This window comes from Saccharopolyspora sp. ASAGF58 (assembly GCF_012277335.1).
GTDB classification, from domain to species: domain Bacteria; phylum Actinomycetota; class Actinomycetes; order Mycobacteriales; family Pseudonocardiaceae; genus Saccharopolyspora; species Saccharopolyspora hattusasensis.
The window spans coordinates 4,265,683-4,281,012 of the sequence record NZ_CP040605.1 but is presented as its reverse complement, the minus strand read 5'-3'; the positions used below and the strand labels follow the sequence as shown (position 1 = coordinate 4,281,012).

Annotated in this window: 17 protein-coding genes and 1 pseudogene; 5 read left to right on the top strand and 13 right to left on the bottom strand. The window is 70.0% G+C overall.

The features are described 5' to 3' along the window. Positions 1-31 precede the first annotated feature (31 nt). On the bottom strand, positions 32-481 hold the full coding sequence (locus tag FDZ84_RS20525) for a hypothetical protein (RefSeq protein WP_168587230.1): 450 nt from the start codon (positions 479-481) through the stop codon (positions 32-34). A gap of 141 nt (positions 482-622) precedes the next feature. Between FDZ84_RS20525 and FDZ84_RS20520 the strand changes: the two genes are divergently transcribed. The 4 genes from FDZ84_RS20520 (at position 623) to panB (ending at position 3,791) form a co-directional block, all read left to right on the top strand. Continuing rightward, entirely contained in the window at positions 623-1,492 is an 870-nt protein-coding gene (locus FDZ84_RS20520; protein ID WP_168587229.1) for a helix-turn-helix transcriptional regulator, read from the top strand. After that, the gene (locus tag FDZ84_RS20515) at positions 1,489-1,677 is read left to right on the top strand and encodes a DUF397 domain-containing protein (protein WP_168587228.1); all 189 of its coding nucleotides are present in this window, start codon (positions 1,489-1,491) and stop codon (positions 1,675-1,677) included. The genes FDZ84_RS20520 and FDZ84_RS20515 overlap by 4 nt, the downstream gene beginning before the upstream one ends. 330 nt (positions 1,678-2,007) lie before the next feature. Further along, positions 2,008-2,808, top strand: a complete 801-nt coding sequence (locus FDZ84_RS20510) for a transporter substrate-binding domain-containing protein (protein WP_305852016.1) — start codon at positions 2,008-2,010, stop codon at positions 2,806-2,808. A 128-nt stretch (positions 2,809-2,936) separates the two neighbouring features. Further along, positions 2,937-3,791, top strand: coding sequence for a 3-methyl-2-oxobutanoate hydroxymethyltransferase (gene panB, locus FDZ84_RS20505; RefSeq protein ID WP_168587226.1), 855 nt, complete (start codon positions 2,937-2,939; stop codon positions 3,789-3,791). Positions 3,792-3,830: 39 nt separating this feature from the next. Here the strand turns inward: panB and FDZ84_RS20500 are convergent, their stop codons facing one another. The 5 genes and pseudogenes from FDZ84_RS20500 to FDZ84_RS20480 form a co-directional block, all read right to left on the bottom strand. After that, entirely contained in the window at positions 3,831-4,217 is a 387-nt protein-coding gene (locus FDZ84_RS20500) for a hypothetical protein (RefSeq protein ID WP_168587225.1), read from the bottom strand. After that, the gene (locus FDZ84_RS20495; RefSeq protein WP_168584112.1) at positions 4,162-5,169 is read right to left on the bottom strand and encodes an extracellular solute-binding protein; all 1,008 of its coding nucleotides are present in this window, start codon (positions 5,167-5,169) and stop codon (positions 4,162-4,164) included. Before FDZ84_RS20495 ends, FDZ84_RS20500 begins: the two co-directional genes overlap by 56 nt. Next, on the bottom strand, positions 5,166-6,578 hold the full coding sequence (locus tag FDZ84_RS20490) for a tetratricopeptide repeat protein (protein ID WP_168587224.1): 1,413 nt from the start codon (positions 6,576-6,578) through the stop codon (positions 5,166-5,168). Before FDZ84_RS20490 ends, FDZ84_RS20495 begins: the two co-directional genes overlap by 4 nt. A 418-nt stretch (positions 6,579-6,996) precedes the next feature. Further along, a pseudogene (locus tag FDZ84_RS40795) lies at positions 6,997-7,404 on the bottom strand (serine protease); the annotation flags it as partial. 171 nt (positions 7,405-7,575) lie between these two features. Continuing rightward, entirely contained in the window at positions 7,576-8,562 is a 987-nt protein-coding gene (locus FDZ84_RS20480; protein WP_168587223.1) for a glutathione S-transferase family protein, read from the bottom strand. A gap of 473 nt (positions 8,563-9,035) precedes the next feature. Here FDZ84_RS20480 and FDZ84_RS20475 point away from each other — a divergent pair, with 473 nt between their 5' ends. Continuing rightward, on the top strand, positions 9,036-9,782 hold the full coding sequence (locus tag FDZ84_RS20475; protein WP_168587222.1) for an SDR family NAD(P)-dependent oxidoreductase: 747 nt from the start codon (positions 9,036-9,038) through the stop codon (positions 9,780-9,782). Between the two features lie 282 nt (positions 9,783-10,064). On the opposite strand, the gene FDZ84_RS20470 is transcribed toward FDZ84_RS20475, so the two are convergent. From FDZ84_RS20470 to FDZ84_RS20440, 7 genes are all read right to left on the bottom strand, one after another. Next, the gene (locus FDZ84_RS20470; RefSeq protein ID WP_210435019.1) at positions 10,065-10,451 is read right to left on the bottom strand and encodes a DUF4326 domain-containing protein; all 387 of its coding nucleotides are present in this window, start codon (positions 10,449-10,451) and stop codon (positions 10,065-10,067) included. 209 nt (positions 10,452-10,660) lie between these two features. Next, positions 10,661-11,326: an NADPH-dependent F420 reductase gene (gene npdG / locus FDZ84_RS20465; protein ID WP_210435018.1), complete on the bottom strand. Its 666-nt coding sequence runs from the start codon at positions 11,324-11,326 to the stop codon at positions 10,661-10,663. Positions 11,327-11,404: 78 nt separating this feature from the next. Continuing rightward, a complete protein-coding gene (locus tag FDZ84_RS20460) occupies positions 11,405-12,868 on the bottom strand; it encodes an RNB domain-containing ribonuclease (protein ID WP_168587220.1) in 1,464 nt (487 codons plus the stop codon). A 4-nt stretch (positions 12,869-12,872) separates the two neighbouring features. Beyond that, entirely contained in the window at positions 12,873-13,058 is a 186-nt protein-coding gene (locus tag FDZ84_RS20455; protein WP_168587219.1) for a hypothetical protein, read from the bottom strand. A gap of 70 nt (positions 13,059-13,128) precedes the next feature. Then, the gene (locus FDZ84_RS20450) at positions 13,129-13,590 is read right to left on the bottom strand and encodes a hypothetical protein (protein ID WP_168587218.1); all 462 of its coding nucleotides are present in this window, start codon (positions 13,588-13,590) and stop codon (positions 13,129-13,131) included. Positions 13,591-13,633: 43 nt separating this feature from the next. Then, positions 13,634-14,740, bottom strand: a complete 1,107-nt coding sequence (locus FDZ84_RS20445; RefSeq protein ID WP_168587217.1) for a C40 family peptidase — start codon at positions 14,738-14,740, stop codon at positions 13,634-13,636. A 1-nt stretch (position 14,741) separates the two neighbouring features. Further along, positions 14,742-15,320, bottom strand: coding sequence for a hypothetical protein (locus tag FDZ84_RS20440; RefSeq protein WP_168587216.1), 579 nt, complete (start codon positions 15,318-15,320; stop codon positions 14,742-14,744). Between the last annotated feature and the right edge of the window lie 10 nt (positions 15,321-15,330).

Genomic DNA, 15,330 nt, shown 5'->3' with positions numbered 1-15,330 from the left:
TGACGAGCGGCCTTCGTCGATCGCTGGACGGTCACGAGCTGACCTTCGCGGCCGATCGGTCCGCGGCCGCGCTGGCGCGGCTCGTCACCAGCCCGGAACTCTCCGGGGAACACGTCTCCTGACGCCTGCTGGCCTGCAGTGCCCGGAACGCTTCGGCCTGGTTGGCGAGGACGCGGACGCCCGCGTAGTTCACCGGGCTGTCGTCGACGTGCACCGAGATGACGTCTTCGCCTCCCCAGACGATGTAGAGCATGCGCAGGTAGTAGGCGGATTGGCCGTCGTTCCAGGTGCCGTATTCCGCCGTGTAGAGCCCGAACTCGCGCTTCAGGCGCGCGAGCTCGGCTTCCGCCCACGGCCGCAACGCCTGGCGAAGTTCCTCGGGGTCCTGCTGCTCCGGATCGACGACCTTCCTGGCGACCTCGATGTCGGCTTCCGCCCCCGGTTGCACGGCCTCAAGCACATATCCGAAACGCACTGTCACCACTCCCCTACCCACTGGATAAACTTCCCGTCGTCCACTGCGGAACGTGTTGATCTACACACTTATCGTAAGTTGTCATAGGTGAAGCACCTAGGTGTCAACCGGGTGAAAGGCATCATCAATCCGGGGAAGGACTCGCCAGTGCCTCAGTCTCGCGCCACCATCGAACGGCGTCAGCTCGGTGCCGAGCTGCGCAGACTTCGAGAAGCAGCAAGCAAAAGCCAGAAGGAAGCCGCCCAGGTCATCGAGTGCGACACGAGCCTGATCAGCAGACTTGAGCGCGGCCAACGCTCGCTGAAAGTCATGGAGCTCAACGCACTCCTCCATTTCTACGACGCACCGAAGGATTCCCGGGACCGGATAGCCGAAATCGCCCAACTCGCCCGGCAACGGCTACCACGCCGCACGTACACCGACAGCCTTCCCGGCGCGTTCCACCGACTGCTCGACCTCGAACAGGACGCCGCAGAGCTCCACTTCTCGGAAACCGACCTGATTCCAGGCATGTTGCAGACGGAGGGGCACATCCGCGCTCTCATGCGTAACGGGCGAGCCGCGATGTTCGAGTCGCCTCCCGACGACATCGAAGCCCGCGTTCAGTTCCGCTTGCGACGACAAGAACTCATCCAACGAAACGCGCCACCCGAGATGTGGTTCGTGATCGGCGAAGCAGCGTTGGGCAGGCCACTCGGCAATCGGCGAGTGCACCACGCACAGCTCACACATCTGCTGGATGTGATCGAGGCCCACGACCACGTCGTGGGCCAGGTAGCACCGCTGTCGATTGTGGACCACCCGCTGCTCGGCGGCTCCATCGAGATCTTGCGCTTCGGTGACGATGTTCGCGACATCGTCTACCAGGGCACGTTGATCGGAGGCGGCGTTTATAGCGATGATGAGACGGACATCGCGTTGGCCTCACGTGCCTTTGACAGGCTGCGAGCCGTAGCCCTCGGGCCGCGTCAGTCCGCGGACCTTATCGCCGAGTACGCAAGAGAGCTGAAGACATGACGTTAGACAACTGTCGAGACCGTTGGTTCAAGAGCAGCTACAGCACGGCAAACAGCGCAAATTGCGTCGAGGCGCGGTTATCCGGTGGAGGCATCGAGATCCGGGACTCGAAGGATCCCGGTGGGCCGATCCTCCGCTTCGACAACTCCGCTTGGGTGCGGTTCCTGCGCGGGCTCTACAGGTGAGCTGCGCGCCCCCTCACCTCGTCAAGGACCTCGACGTCAGGCACTAGAAGGCAGCCACCAGGGCAGTATCCACTCCTCCCCGGAGAGACCATCGGCTGGTGGGAGGGGGCACCCCCAGTTGCCCCCTCCCGCGCTCCCACGCGCTCCCAGTCATTAGACGCCCGGGAGGCCGTTTGGTTGCATCGTTGTTCTTCCCGTTATTGCCGGAGGTCGAGATTCAGGCGCCGGGTTCCGAAGTACTCGACCGCTGGCGGCCCGGAAACTCATCGCTCTGGCCTTCCCGGGGCCGACCGGATATGCATGTTCCGCGAAGATCGAAAGGCAGGGGTCATGCGGTGGAAGAAGTTCGGCTTCGGGTTGGTCGCGGCGGGCGTCGTCGCGCTGAGCGCGGCGTGCGCCGCGGCACCGGGCGAGCCCCCGAAGGCCGCGGCAAGCCGGGTGGACGACGTCGTTCAGCGCGGTGAGCTGCGGGTTTGCAGCACCGGGGACTACCGGCCGTTCACCTACCGGGACGCGGCGGGCGCCTGGAGCGGGATCGACATCGACATGGCGCACGACCTCGCCGGCAAGCTCGGCGTCAAGGCGACGATCGTGCCCACCACCTGGAAGACGCTGGTCACCGACTTCAACGCGAACTGCGACATCGCCGTCGGAGGCGTGTCGATCACCCTGGAGCGCGCGAAGCAGGCGTTCTTCAGCACCGCCTACGTGGTCGACGGCAAGACCCCGATCACCCGCTGCGAGAACGCGGCGCGGTTCCAGACGTTGCAGCAGATCGACCAGCCCGGCGTCCGCGCCATCGTCAACCCCGGCGGCACCAACGAGCAATTCGCCAAGCAGAACCTCAAGCAGGCCACCGTCGTCGACCACCCGGACAACAACACGATCTTCCAGCAGATCCTCGACGCCAAGGCCGACCTGATGATGACCGACGCCGCCGAAACCAAGTGGCAGGCCAGGCAGCACCCCGAGTTGTGCTCGGTGCACCCGGAGCAGCCATTCACCTTCAGCGAGAAGGCGTACCTGCTGCCCAAGGGCGACGTGGTGTTCCAGCAGTACGTGAACCAGTGGCTGAACCTCGCGCTGCACGACGGCACCTACGCGCGCATCGCCGAGCCCTGGATCGGCTGACCCGGAACTGTGACGTTGGCCCTCGGAGTGTGTCGGCGAAGTTGAGCGCGTGCGACGCTTTCCTGCGCAACCATCCGTGACGACCCGGGGACCCGCGATGCGGGCTTCGAGGAATAGGACGGTCAACGATGACTGCTACGCAAAATCAGGGCGAGACGGCCGCGCCGTACGGCTCCACGCCGGCCAAGCGGCGAGTCCGCATCCACCACCTCCAGCAGCTGAAAGAGCGCGGCGAGCCCTGGCCTATGCTCACCTCGTACGACATGTACACCGCGCGGATCTTCGACCAGGCCGGAATCCCGGTGCTGCTGGTCGGCGACTCGGCCGCCAACAACGTCTACGGCTACGAGTCGTCGCTGCCGGTGACCGTGGACGAACTGCTGCCGCTGGTCCGCGCCGTGACCCGGTCCGTCGAACGGGCGCTGGTCGTGGCCGACCTGCCGTTCGGCTCCTACCAGGCGTCGCCGGAGCAGGCGCTGGCCACCGCGACGCGGTTCATGAAGGAAGGCCGCGCGCACGCCGTCAAGCTTGAGGGTGGCCGCCGCTACGCCCCGCAGATCGAGGCGCTGGTGTCGGCGGGCATCCCGGTGATGGCCCACATCGGCTTCACGCCGCAGAGCGAGCACGGCCTCGGCGGCTACCGGGTGCAGGGCCGCGGCGACAAGGCCGACGAACTGCTGGCGGACGCGCTCGCGGTCCAGGAGGCGGGCGCGTTCTCGGTGGTGCTGGAAATGGTGTCGGCGGAGGCGGCGAAGCGGGTGACCGGGGAGCTGCGGATCCCGACTGTCGGCATCGGGGCGGGGCCGGACTGCGACGCCCAGGTGCTGGTCTGGACCGACATGGCGGGCATGAACACCGGTCGCACGGCGAAGTTCGTGAAACGCTACGCCAACGTCGGCGGCGTCCTGGCCGATGCGGCCAGCCGCTTCGCGGACGAGGTCCGCGGCAACACCTTCCCGGCCGCGGAGCACTCCTTCCAGTGAGGTGACGGCGGGGTGCGCGGCTTCCGGTCGCGCACCCGGTCAGGGAGCAACGCAGGCGAAGCTCGCCCACGCTTCGGTCGGCGGCGGGCCCGCGAGCTGGGCGCGGACGGCCTCCAGCCGCTCCAGGATCTCGTCGAGCCGCGCGGGCTCCCGCACGTACTCCAGCACGGCCCGGTAGAAGGCACTGCGCATCGTCGCCGGCATCAGGTCCGAGGCGTCGAAGCACAGCCGGTCGGCCTCGCTGATCTCCCGGGCTATGCGCTGGTCCACGACGCCACCGGGACGCCCCGCGTAGAGGCCGCTGTCCCGGAAGTTCTTGTCGATCGAGTACACGCTGCTCCCGCGGTCCCCCGCCAGGATGCTCTGGCCTTCAGCCGACGCCAGGAACTGCATGAACGCCCTCGCCCCGGCCGTGCCCTTGAACATCACGGCGATCCGCCGAGACAATGGACGGCCGCCCCTCCGGCGGAACCCGGAAGTAGTCGAAGTCCTCGCCCGCGACCAGGCTCGATCCGTCCGGCCGGGTCTGCGCCTGGTACTCGGTCTTCAGGAACGACGCCCCGTGGTCGAGGGAGCACCGCTGCGGCCGCTCGAACATGCCCCGCCCCGCGTCGCCGAAGTCCGTCAGTAGCGCGGCCGGGGCACCCGCTCGGGACCCGGCCAGCACCTCGCCCCACGCCCGCCAGGCGCTCTTCACCCTCTCGTCGGTCCAGTGCATGCGGCCCTGGGCGAACTCCGCGTAGTCGGCCGGGCCGTACTTCTCGAGCAGGATGTCCTCGATCCAGTCGGTGCCCGGCCAGCCCGACAACGGCGGCGCGCCCATGCCGAGGCACCAGCCGCCGGAAGCACGTGCCAGCGCGAGCATGTCGTCCCAGGACTCGGGCGGGCGGATCGGTGCGCCGTCGCGCTGGTACCAGACGATGCTCTTCAGGTCCGCCTTGGCGACGACCGCGAACCGCTGCTCGGGTTTTCCAAGCCGCTGCACCCACTCCCAGAACCTCGAGTACGGCTGTGGGCCCTCGTTGTCGTAGGCCTCCGGCAGCTCCACCAGCCGGGGCTGATCCAGCGGAGCGTCGGCGTAGCGCTGCAGCTCTGCCGGGCTCGGCACGATGGCGATGTCCGGTGGCGCGCCCTTCTGCACGTCGGCGAGCAGGACCTGTTCGAGCGCCCGGGTTCCCTGGTAGTCCACTCGGAACCGGAAGCCGTGCGCCCGCTCGAACTCCTTCGTCATCGCGTCGAACTGGGCTCTTTCCCGACCGGTCCACGACGCCAGCACCGTGATGCGCTCCTGCACCGGCGGCGGGGCCTCGGGTGCGGCGCAGGCCGGGGCGAGCAGCGCCAGGATCGTCGCGAACAACCAGCGGTAGGTGCGCATCATCGCTTCCCGTACGAGTATTCGTCGAGGCGCGGCCAGAACCCGATGATGACGAGCCCGGCGATCAACGCGCTGGACCACGGGATCCCGGTTTCCAGCCACGCACCGGATGCAGTCGCCGCCAGCCGCACGTTCACGGACTGGTCCGTGGCCCGGCCCTCGACACCGGTCGCCGCCTGGGACAACCGGTCGGGCATCGTCGGGCCGCACTCCCTGGCCGCGGTGCGGCAGTGCTTGTCCGCCAGCGCGGCGAGGGTCTGCTGGGCGGTCATCTCGCCGTCGGGTTCCGCCAGCACTTTCTGCAGGATCGTGCCGAAGCTCGCGATGTCCGCATCCATCTCGTCGACGGCGTCCGTGGTGGAGATGTTCAGCGCTACCACGGCGATCGCGGCGAGCAGCACTCCGCTGAGCAGGCGGCGGAAGCGCCAGACGAGGTAGCCGTGCCCGGCCAGCAGAAACGCGCACAACACCGCCTGCCACGCCAGCCAGGTGGCGGTCTCCTCGGCGGTGACCTCGCCCGCGCCCACCTGCTTCGCCAGCTCGCCCGCCTGCAGTTCCCGGAGCTCGCTGAGCCTTTCGACGATGCCGCCGAGCGGATCGTGCAGTTGCCGCCAGGCGTTCCACAGCGCGACGGTGAGCAGGCGAGCCAGCCCGAACGCCGCGCCCGCGGGTGCCTTGTCGCGCTGCCATACCGCGCGGTAGCAGCGCCGGGCCTGCTTGACGTCCCCGCGGTACTCCGCGCACAGGCCAAGAGCGACGGTCGCGATCGACTCGCCCGGCAGGATGGTGTGCACCTCGTGGAAGTGCTGCCACGCGGCGTCGAAGTCCTGCGACGCGAGCGCCACCAGGCCGTCGTGCCAGTCCAGCCGCCAGGCGGGTCCGGGGCTCTGCTCCCCCGCCTCCTCGTCGCGGCACCGCTGCTTCCGGGCTGCGGCCAAGCAGGCTTTCGCTCCTGCGACATCGGGCCCGCCGTGCTCGGCGAGCGCGGCCCGGCACGCCATCAGCAGGCTCTCCACCGAGCCCGTCAATTCGCTGGTCAGGCGGCGGAAGTCGCTGGCCGTGACCCGGCGCAGGTAGGCCGCCTGCGGGTCGTGGGGGTCTACCACCGGCGCGGGGAGTTCCTTCACGACCTTCTGTGGCGTGGGGCGGCCGAGCGCGGTGAGCTCCGCGCGGTCGTCGAGCCAGTGCTCCAGCGGCGGCACGACACCGAGCCCGCCGTCCAGGTCGCTCGTCACCGGCTCGAAGTGCCGGGACGGCTCGTGGCCCTGCGCGAAACCACTGAGCGCCATCATCTGCCGCAGCACGCCCCTGAGCTGGTCGGCCATCTCGGCCGCCGAGGTGAACCGCCGCGCGGAAGCCGGGTCCAGGGCGCGGTCCAGGACGTACTGCACCGGATCCATGCTGTCGCGCACCGCTTCGCGATCCTCGTCGGTGACCTCGTAGCAGCACGACCAGCGTCCTGGCGACCCCGTACAGGTCCGTGGCAACCGACGGCCGGAACCCGCCGGAACCCGGTCCCGGGTAGAAACCCCGGGTGAGCGCCGGTCGGCGAGCGCGCCGTCGGCCGTCCCACACGCCGCCCAGGTCCACCAGCACGATGCGGTCGCCGCTGCGGATCACATTCTCCGGCTTCATGTCGGTGTAGCGGAGCCCGCTCTGGTGCAGGAACTCGACGACGTCGAGAATTTCGCAGCCGTAGGCGAGGATCGTGCGCATCGGGATCATCCACGCCAAACCCTGCGGGTGGCCGTCGTCGGACTTCAGCACCACCATGCCGAGGACCGCCTCGTCGCGGCCGTCGAGCACCGCGGCTCCGCTGAAGCCCACCTCGACGTTGCGGGCGGTCGGCTCGGTGAACAGCTGCACGAGCCCGCCGCCCGCCCGGCCGGCGACCGCCAGCTCCACCCACCTCCCGTTGGGGTGCCGCGCGGAGTGCCCGTAGCACCAGACGCCCGTGCGGCGCTGCAGCTCGGCGCGTTCGACCAGCGGCGCCGACCAGGAGCTGTGCCGAGGCTCGGCCAGCCGCAGCAACGCGATGTCGCGTCCCGCCTCGGCCTCGTCCCCGTCGAACCCGGTTCGCCCGGCGCGGACCTGATCCCCGGCTCCGAGCGGGAAGTCCAACCGCACCTCGGACCGATCGCCGATCACGTGCGCGCAGGTCAGGACGTACTCGCCGTGCAGCAGGAAGCCCGTGCCCAGCAAGACATCCGACCGTGCGTCGAGCCCCGCACATGCCACTGCGCGGGCTCCGCAGGCGTCGAGCGACCTTGGCCGAGCATGTTCTCGACCGTAGAACGGCCGAGAACCGGAATCCCGCCTTCAGCCCAGCACCACCCGATCGGCCGCTTAAGGACTTGAGAACCCGCAGCGGTGCAAGCTGAGTCCCGCACCGCAAGCGGCTCACGCCGTTTAGGTGAAGATCCCAGGTGGTGTCCCGGTGCCGAAGGGCTTGCCGCCCAGGGCTTCTCGGCCGTGCGGGGTGCCCCAGCCCGCGAGATCCGGGCCCACCGGGACGATTCCGGTTGGGTTGATCTGGTGGTGCGTCGCGTAGTAGTGGCGCTTGATGTGGTCGAAGTCGACCGTCTCGCCGAACCCCGGCGTCTGGAACAGGTCCCGCGCGTACGCCCACAGGACCTGCATCTCGGTGAGCTTCTGGCGGTTGCACTTGAAGTGGCCGTGGTAGGCGGCGTCGAATCGGACCAGCGTGGTGAACAGCCGGACGTCGGCCTCGGTGATCGCGTCGCCAACCAGATAGCGGCGGTCCGCCAACCGCTCGGAAAGCCAGTCCAGGCGGGCGAAGAGCCGCTCGTAGGCCTCCTCGTACGCATGCTGCGAGGTAGCGAAACCGCAGCGGTAGACGCCGTTGTTGACATCGGCGTACACCACCGCGTTGATCTCGTCGATCTCCGCGCGCAGGTGCTCCGGGTACAGCTGCGGTGCGCCGTCGCGGTGGTACGCGACCCATTCCGTGGACAGGTCGAGGGTGAGCTGCGGGTAGTCGTTGGTGACGACCTTGCGCTCGGCGACGTCCAGGACGGCGGGAACCGTGTAGCGGCCGGTGAACTCGGGATCGGCGGCCAGGTACGCCTCGGACAGGAAGGCAATCCCGGTCACCGGGTCCACGCCCTGCGGGTCGAGGGTGAAGCGCCAGCCGCGCTCGTCGCGGATCGGGTCGACGACCCCCAGCGACAGCACGTCCTCCAGCCCCAGCAGGCGGCGGACGATCACCGACCGGTGCGCCCACGGGCAGGCCAGGCTCACCACCAGCCGGTACCGATCCGGCTGCACCTTCCACCCAGACGAGCCGTCCGCGGTGATCCGGCTGGTGAACCGGTTCGCCTGCCGCACCCACTCGCCCCGCGTCGAGGTCTCCGCCCCGAACTCTGCTTTGGCCATACCCCCACCCTAGGCCCTGCGAGAACCCCGGTTTCAGTTGAAACGGGGGTTACTGACAGTTCCGGAGCTGTGTCAATGTGTGACAGAGCGTGGCGTAGTGTGTTGCTTGCTGACCGAGCGAAAGCCAAGCCCGGTCAGCGGTTTTCCTTCGGCGGCAGTGAGAGGCGTCAGGTACCGCGAGTTGCGTGGGAACCGGCCGTAAGGCCAAACGCACGTGGAGACCGTGTCAGACCAGCGTTCGTGCTGGCAGTGGTCGAGGAAGCGTGAAGCCACCAGTCTTCCTGATGGTCAACGCAGGTGGCGCAAGTCATCTGCTCACGGGACGTTTTGACACGTTTCGTGAACGGTTTCCCAGCAAATGGACGTGCACGGTCAGCGGATTCCCTCGCAGTTTCAATGGAAACCGCGCGGGAACCTGGTTCCGGGTCGTGGAGGGGTTCGGGTGGAGTCGGGCGCGGATTAGGGTTTCGGGCATGGATCTCGATCTTTCCGGACGCTGCTTCCTCGTCACCGGCGCCAGCAAGGGGCTCGGCTTCGCCACCGCGCGGGCGCTGGTCGACGAAGGCGCCGACGTCGTCGTGTCGTCTTCCTCCGAGGACAACACCGCCGCCGCTGTCGCAGCGCTCGGCGACCACGCCCGCGGGCTCGCCGTCGACCTCACCGACCCCGCCACCCCGCGCCGCCTGATCGACTACGCGCGCGAGCAGTTCGGGCGGCTGGACGGGCTGTTCGTCAGCCACGGCGGACCGCCCGCCGGACTGCCCAGCTCGCTCGACGACGACACGCTGCGCCGCGGCCTGGAGATCGCCACGATCGCCCCGATCCGGATCGCCCGCGAGGTCGCCGCGGAGCTCGGCGAGGGCGGCTCGATCGTGGTGCTGACCTCCACCTCCGGCGCGGAGCCGCTCACCGGGCTGGCCAGCTCGAACGTCGCCCGGCCCGCGACGCAGGGCTTCGTGAAGGACCTCGCCAACGAGATCGGGCCGCGCGGCGTGCGGGTCAACGCGCTGCTGCCGGGGCGCTTCGACACCGAGCGCTCCCGCCAACTCGCCGCCGGGAACCTGAAGGCGCTGGAGCAAGCCGAGCAAGCTGCGGCCCTGCGACGGTCCGGCGACCCGGCGGAACTGGCCGCGGTCGCGGCATTCCTGCTGTCCCCAAAGGCTTCCTACGTCACCGGGGCCGCCTGGACGGTGGACGGCGGGCGGCGCGCCGAGATGTGATCAGGCGACGCCCTGCTCGTCGGCGGCGCTGCGGGCCTGCTCGACGCGGGCCCGCAGCTCGTCCGGCAGCGTCAGGCCCCGCTCGCCGCTCGCTCCTCGCCGAGGTGAGGGGCACCCTTGCGCGACTATGGAGCCTGTTGCGTTTTAGGCGAAAACGGCTGAACCGAAGTACCAAATCAGTCTCGTTCGCCGCCGTTCGTCCTCCAGCGGCCATCTCAGCATGCAACAGGCTCTATGCCCCGTCGACTATGCCGCTCAAGGGTGTCCCTCACCTCGCTCTGTTCAGCCCGCTCGGTGGGCGAGGACGTCGGCGTGGCAGGGCTTGGGCGCGCACCAGCAGCCCAGCGCGCGCCCGCTCAACTCGCCCTCGCGCAGCTTCGTGAGCAGGTTCGGCTGCTCGTCCAGCCACTTCTCGTAGTGCCGGACCATCCCCTCGCGATCGACCTTGGCCTCCTTCAGGAACGGGCTGGCGAACTCCGAATCCGGCCAGTGGTGCCGCGGCCCGGCGTGCCCGACGTAGGTCAGCAGGCCCTGCTCCTCCAGCCACGGCACCAGGTGCTTGTGCGGGCCGCCCTTGCGCACGTTGACCACGACGGCATGCCCGTCGAGCAGGGCGTCCGCCCGCTCCCGCTCGTCATCGCTCCAACTGCTCGCCTCGTCCGGCAGCACTACGACCACCTCCGCCGCTCAGGGTGCCGCCCCGGGGCGCGACGGACAATTTCGCGAGAACCGACGACCGGCGTCACCCGGGGCCTGCGCAATTTCTCGCGAAATTGTGCCAATCCCAGGCGGCGGTGACTGTGCGCAGCCGAATGCAGCCGAGTGGTGGTCACCCCGGGCGCGGTCAATTTCTCGCGAAATTGCACTCGCAGAACGGCTCAGACGTCGGTGATGCGGAGGCCCGCGTGGGCCTTGTATCGGCGGTTGATCGCGATCAGGTTCGCCGTGAACGCCTCCACCTGGTGGGCGTTGCGCAGGCGTCCGCCGTAGATGCCGCGCACGCCCGGAATCACGCCGGCCAACTCGCGGACCACGTCGGTGGCCTCGCGGTCGTCGCCGAGCACCAGGACGTCCAGGTCCACGTGGCCGACCGCGAGATCGGCCAGGGTCACCGCGGAGACGTGGTGGAACGCCGCCGTCACCCGCGACTCCGGCAGCAGCCTCGCCGCCTGCTGTGCCGCGCTGCCCTCCGGCACTGGCAGCGCGTACGGGCCCGTCTTGTCGAAGCCGAGCGGGTTGACGCAGTCGATCACGATCTTGTCGGCGAGCTCCGCCTGCAGGGACTTGAGCAGGTCCGCGTGGCCCTCCCAGGGCACCGCGGCCAGCACGATGTCCGAGGCCGCCGCGCACCCGGCGTTGTCCTGGCCCGAAACGTCGCCACCAGCGATCTCGACGATCTCGGCCGCCGCCTGCTGGGCACGCTCGGCATTGCGCGAGCCGATCACGACCTTCAGGCCCGCCTTCGCCCACCGGATCGCCAGCCCGCGCCCCTGCGCCCCGGTGCCGCCCAGCACCCCGACCGTCATCTCCCGCACCTCAGCCACGCCGGGCCCCTTTCGTCGCCGTCGACCATGCGAATTCCACAATCGACCCGGAGACACGAATGCGCCACGGGGTGTGCGTCAAGCCACTTCGAACGCGACATCGCGGCGCGCCGGGTCGGCCTCGACGAGCCGCACCCTGACCTGCTGGCCCTCGCCGAGCCCGGTGCCGGTGCACCGCGCGATGACCGGCGGATCGGCCACGAACACCTCGCCCGCCGACCCGTTGGGCACGCGCAGCACCGTCGCGGCGAACTCCTCACCGACGCGCGACGCCAGCGACCAGGCCTGTGTCTGGGCGATGCAAGCGCGCTCCACCTGCCCGGCCATCCGGTCGGAGCTGCCCATCGCTGAGGGCAGCTCCGCCAACGCCGCCCGCACCCATTCCGGTACTTCCCGGTCCGAAGCCACCGCCAGGCACACCTCGGCGCTGTAGCGGTCGACCAACCGGCGCAGCGGGGCCGTCACGTGCGCATACGAGGCTCCGATGCCCGCGTGGTTGGCCTTCGCAGGCGCCCCGTCGCCGAAGGCCGTGTAGCCCGCGCCGCGCAGCAGGCGGGTCGCCGCCACGTGTACTGCCAGCGCCTCCGGCTTGATCGGGTTGAGCCTCGCGAGCGCGGCTGCGGGTGGGGTATCCACCGGCCAGTGCACGCCGAGCCTGCTCGCCGAACGGCGCAGGCCAGCGACCGTTTCCGGCTCCGGGTCGGGCACCGTGCGTAGCACGCCGATCCCGGCCGACAGCATCATCTCCGCCGCGCACATGCCGGTGAGCAGGGAGATCTCCGCGTTCCATTCCTCGACCACGAGACGCGGCCGCAGCACGAGCCGCCACCCGCCCGCACCGTCGGATTCCACCTGCTGCTCCGGCAGGCCGAGCTCTATCGCGCCGCGCAGCACCGCCTGCTCCCGGCGCAGCCGCCCGACCTCGGGAAGCAGCGCGATCGAAGGATGCGGGTCGCCGTGCCGCAGCGAACGCTGCACGCCGTCGTAGTCCAGCTGCGCGACCGACCGCACCAGCGCCCGCCGGACGTCGACGCGCACCGGCAGCCCGTCGGAATCCAGGTCGAGCGTCCACAACACGGCCGCGCGCACCTGGTCCGGCAACAGGCTCGCGGCGTCTTCGGACAACCGCGTCGGGTGCAGCGGAACGTTGCCGTCCGGCAGGTAGAGGGTCTGCCCGCGCCGCCGCGCCTCGACATCCAGCGCGCCACCGGGCAGCACGAAAGCGGCGACGTCGGCGATCGCGTAGTGGATGCGGAACCCGCTGCGCCGGCGGCGGACCAGCACCGCCTGGTCGAGGTCCTTGGAGCCGGGCGGGTCGACCGTCACCAGCGGCAGGTCGGTGGCGTCCACCCGCGCCCCGGTGGGCACCGGCTGCGCGACGGTCTGCTCCACCTCGGCGAGCGCGGCGGTCGGATAGTCGATGGGCAGCCCCAGCTCGGCGCGGATCGCCGAGAAGTCCAAGCCCAGTTCCGGCCGACTCCGACCGGTCGGTAAGGCGGCGGCAGCTACGGTGCCACCCGGTGGGATCCCCGCCGCCGCCACGAGCTCAGTCCTCGCTGTTCCAGCGCCGGTCGGCGTCGTCGGCCGCTTTGGTCCGCTCCTCGGCTATCTCCAGCGCGCGAGCAGCGGTCTCCCGGTCCGGGTACGGCCCCAGGCGCTCAGCAGCCCGGCAACCGGCCTTCGGCTCCACCTGCCGATGCTTCAAACAGAAGTACCAACTTCCGCCGCCCATGCCTCGAGCCTCGCACGACAGCGCGCACCTGTCACGCTCCGGGCCGCGACACGACCGGTATGTCCCAACCTCACCAGGCCGGCGGGGGAGGCGCGGCCGGCATCGGCTGCTGGCCGCCGGGGTCCTGCCGCAGGATCGGGTCCAAGCAGGACACCAGCACCTGGTGGTTCTCCGGGTTGGCGATGCGGCGACCATCCCGCATCCGGTACTCCAGGTCGCCGTTGTCGCCGACCTCCACGGTGCACCCGACCTCGGCGAGCTGGTCGTCGTCGAGGTCCACCAGGCGCTCGTAGCGGGACGGCACCACCCGGTACACGGGCCACTGCAGGTGCCCGAAGGCCTGGTGGAACTCCGCCAGCAGGTTGCTCATCTGCTGCTGCCACGGCAGCGGCATGGCCTCGGCCAGCGATCGCGGCAGCACCGCGTACCCGCCGTCCACCCCGGGCCGGGGCTGCCTGGTCAGGTAGTCCCCGAGCGGCGTGCTCGACGCGGGCGGACGAGACGGCCACGGAATCGGGTCCGGCGTGAACATGATCAACCCTTTCCGAAGGTCAGCAGGCCGCCGCCATTCTTACCTACCGCGCACCCCCGGCGGCAGGAGCGGGCGCGCCCGGCGACGGCGTGTCGGCGGGTGCACCGGGCTCGCGCGGCGCGGTCCCGGCAGGCGGGGCGGGCTCGCTCGTCGAGGATCCAGCCCCGCTCGACGGCGCCGGATCGGCGGCCGGGCGGACCACCGTGGGCAGCAACTGGCCGCCGTCCCACAACTTCGTCACCTCGACGGACTCGCCGGGCTGCGGCGCGTGCAGGACCTCGTTGTCGCCCAGGTACAGCGCCACGTGGTGGATTCCGTTCGGATCCCGGCCGTACCCCCAGAACACCAGGTCACCGGGCTGCGCCTGGGCCAGCGGGACGTGCGCGCCGCCCTGGAAGTACTGGCTCTGCGAGTACTTCGGGATCTCCACCCCGGCCGCCTTCCAGGCCTGCTGCGTCAAGCCCGAGCAGTCGAAGGCGTTCGGCCCCGCCGCGCCCCACACGTACGGCTTGCCGAGCTGGGTCTGGGCGTACTGGATCGCCTGGCTGGCCAGCACGCCGGCGCTGGGCAGGTCCTGGCAGGCACTGATGCCCTCGACGTTGCCCTCCACGCTCACCAGGTGCGCGGCCATCGGCTCCCACTTGTGATAACGCAGCGGGAACGCCGACCGCTCCACCCGCTGGGAGGCGTCGCCCGGCCGCATCTCCTCCCAGCCAGGCACCGCGAGCAGCACGTCGTAGAACTTGTTGATCGCATAGTCCACGTCGGTGACCTGCTGGGCCGAGCCCCAGCCCATGGACGGCCGCATCTGGAAGATGCCCAGCGAATCCCGGTCGCCGTGGAACACGTTGACCAGGTTCGACTCGGTCTTGCCCGCCTGGATCGCGATCTGCCAGGCCCGCGGCGGCAGGCCGCGCTGCTTGCCGATCTCGATGATGCGCTTGGCGATGGCGATCGATTCGCCGGACAGCGCCGCGGCGTCCCGCTCGCCGCGGCCCGCGCCATCGCCCCACGGCCCCAGGTCTGCGCTGCAGTTGGACCAGCCCGCGCCCCGCCCGCCGCTGCCGACCAGCAGGGCGGTCACCGCGCCGACGCCGATCAGACCTGCGAAACCCGCGAGCACGACGAACGCAACCACGAGCTTCCGCATGTCAACCTTCCTTGTCGTACTGGGCGACTCGCCAACCGGCAGGGGTCTTGTTCACGGTCACCGAGAGCGCGCCGATGTCGGTTGGCAACCGCACCACCATCGAGCCCCCGGTGGAACTGACCACGGTGGTCGCACCGGTGATCACGTTGCCCGCGTTGCTCGGATCCACCGACGCCATCTCGGTGAGGAACTCGTCCGTCGTGTACGGGCGCAGCTTGTCCAGCCATTGCTGGCGGTCGGCGCCGACCGGGTGGTCCACCCACGCCTTGCCCCACTGCTCGACGACGGCCAGCCCGGCCGGGTCGGGGGCGACCGGCGCCGGGCCGGCCTGCGGCACCGTGATCGTCGGCGGCGACTTCGTCCGGGTCGGCGGCGGCACCACCGCCGAGCGCTGGGACGCGGAGGCGCGGGGGGCGGCCATGTTCCCGCTCGGCGGCGGCTCGGGCAGCAGGAAACCGATGGCAGTAGCCACCACGGCGAGCGCGATCACCGCAGTCGCCAGGTGCTTCGGCGAGCGCAACGGCCAGCCCCACAGCCTGCGGTACACCGCGGCCCGGCCGCGATGCGTCCGGATCGGCATCAGCTACCCC

Excerpts from the sequence above, each read along its gene's own strand:
- FDZ84_RS20515 (WP_168587228.1), top strand. The coding sequence starts at position 1,489 with ATGACGTTAGACAACTGTCGAGACCGTTGGTTCAAGAGCAGCTACAGC.
- FDZ84_RS20510 (WP_305852016.1), top strand. The coding sequence starts at position 2,008 with ATGCGGTGGAAGAAGTTCGGCTTCGGGTTGGTCGCGGCGGGCGTCGTC.
- panB (WP_168587226.1), top strand. The coding sequence starts at position 2,937 with ATGACTGCTACGCAAAATCAGGGCGAGACGGCCGCGCCGTACGGCTCC.
- FDZ84_RS20500 (WP_168587225.1), bottom strand. The coding sequence starts at position 4,217 with ATGTTCAAGGGCACGGCCGGGGCGAGGGCGTTCATGCAGTTCCTGGCG.
- FDZ84_RS20495 (WP_168584112.1), bottom strand. The coding sequence starts at position 5,169 with ATGATGCGCACCTACCGCTGGTTGTTCGCGACGATCCTGGCGCTGCTC.
- FDZ84_RS20480 (WP_168587223.1), bottom strand. The coding sequence starts at position 8,562 with ATGGCCAAAGCAGAGTTCGGGGCGGAGACCTCGACGCGGGGCGAGTGG.
- FDZ84_RS20475 (WP_168587222.1), top strand. The coding sequence starts at position 9,036 with ATGGATCTCGATCTTTCCGGACGCTGCTTCCTCGTCACCGGCGCCAGC.
- FDZ84_RS20455 (WP_168587219.1), bottom strand. The coding sequence starts at position 13,058 with ATGGGCGGCGGAAGTTGGTACTTCTGTTTGAAGCATCGGCAGGTGGAG.
- FDZ84_RS20450 (WP_168587218.1), bottom strand. The coding sequence starts at position 13,590 with ATGTTCACGCCGGACCCGATTCCGTGGCCGTCTCGTCCGCCCGCGTCG.
- FDZ84_RS20445 (WP_168587217.1), bottom strand. The coding sequence starts at position 14,740 with ATGCGGAAGCTCGTGGTTGCGTTCGTCGTGCTCGCGGGTTTCGCAGGT.
- FDZ84_RS20440 (WP_168587216.1), bottom strand. The coding sequence starts at position 15,320 with ATGCCGATCCGGACGCATCGCGGCCGGGCCGCGGTGTACCGCAGGCTG.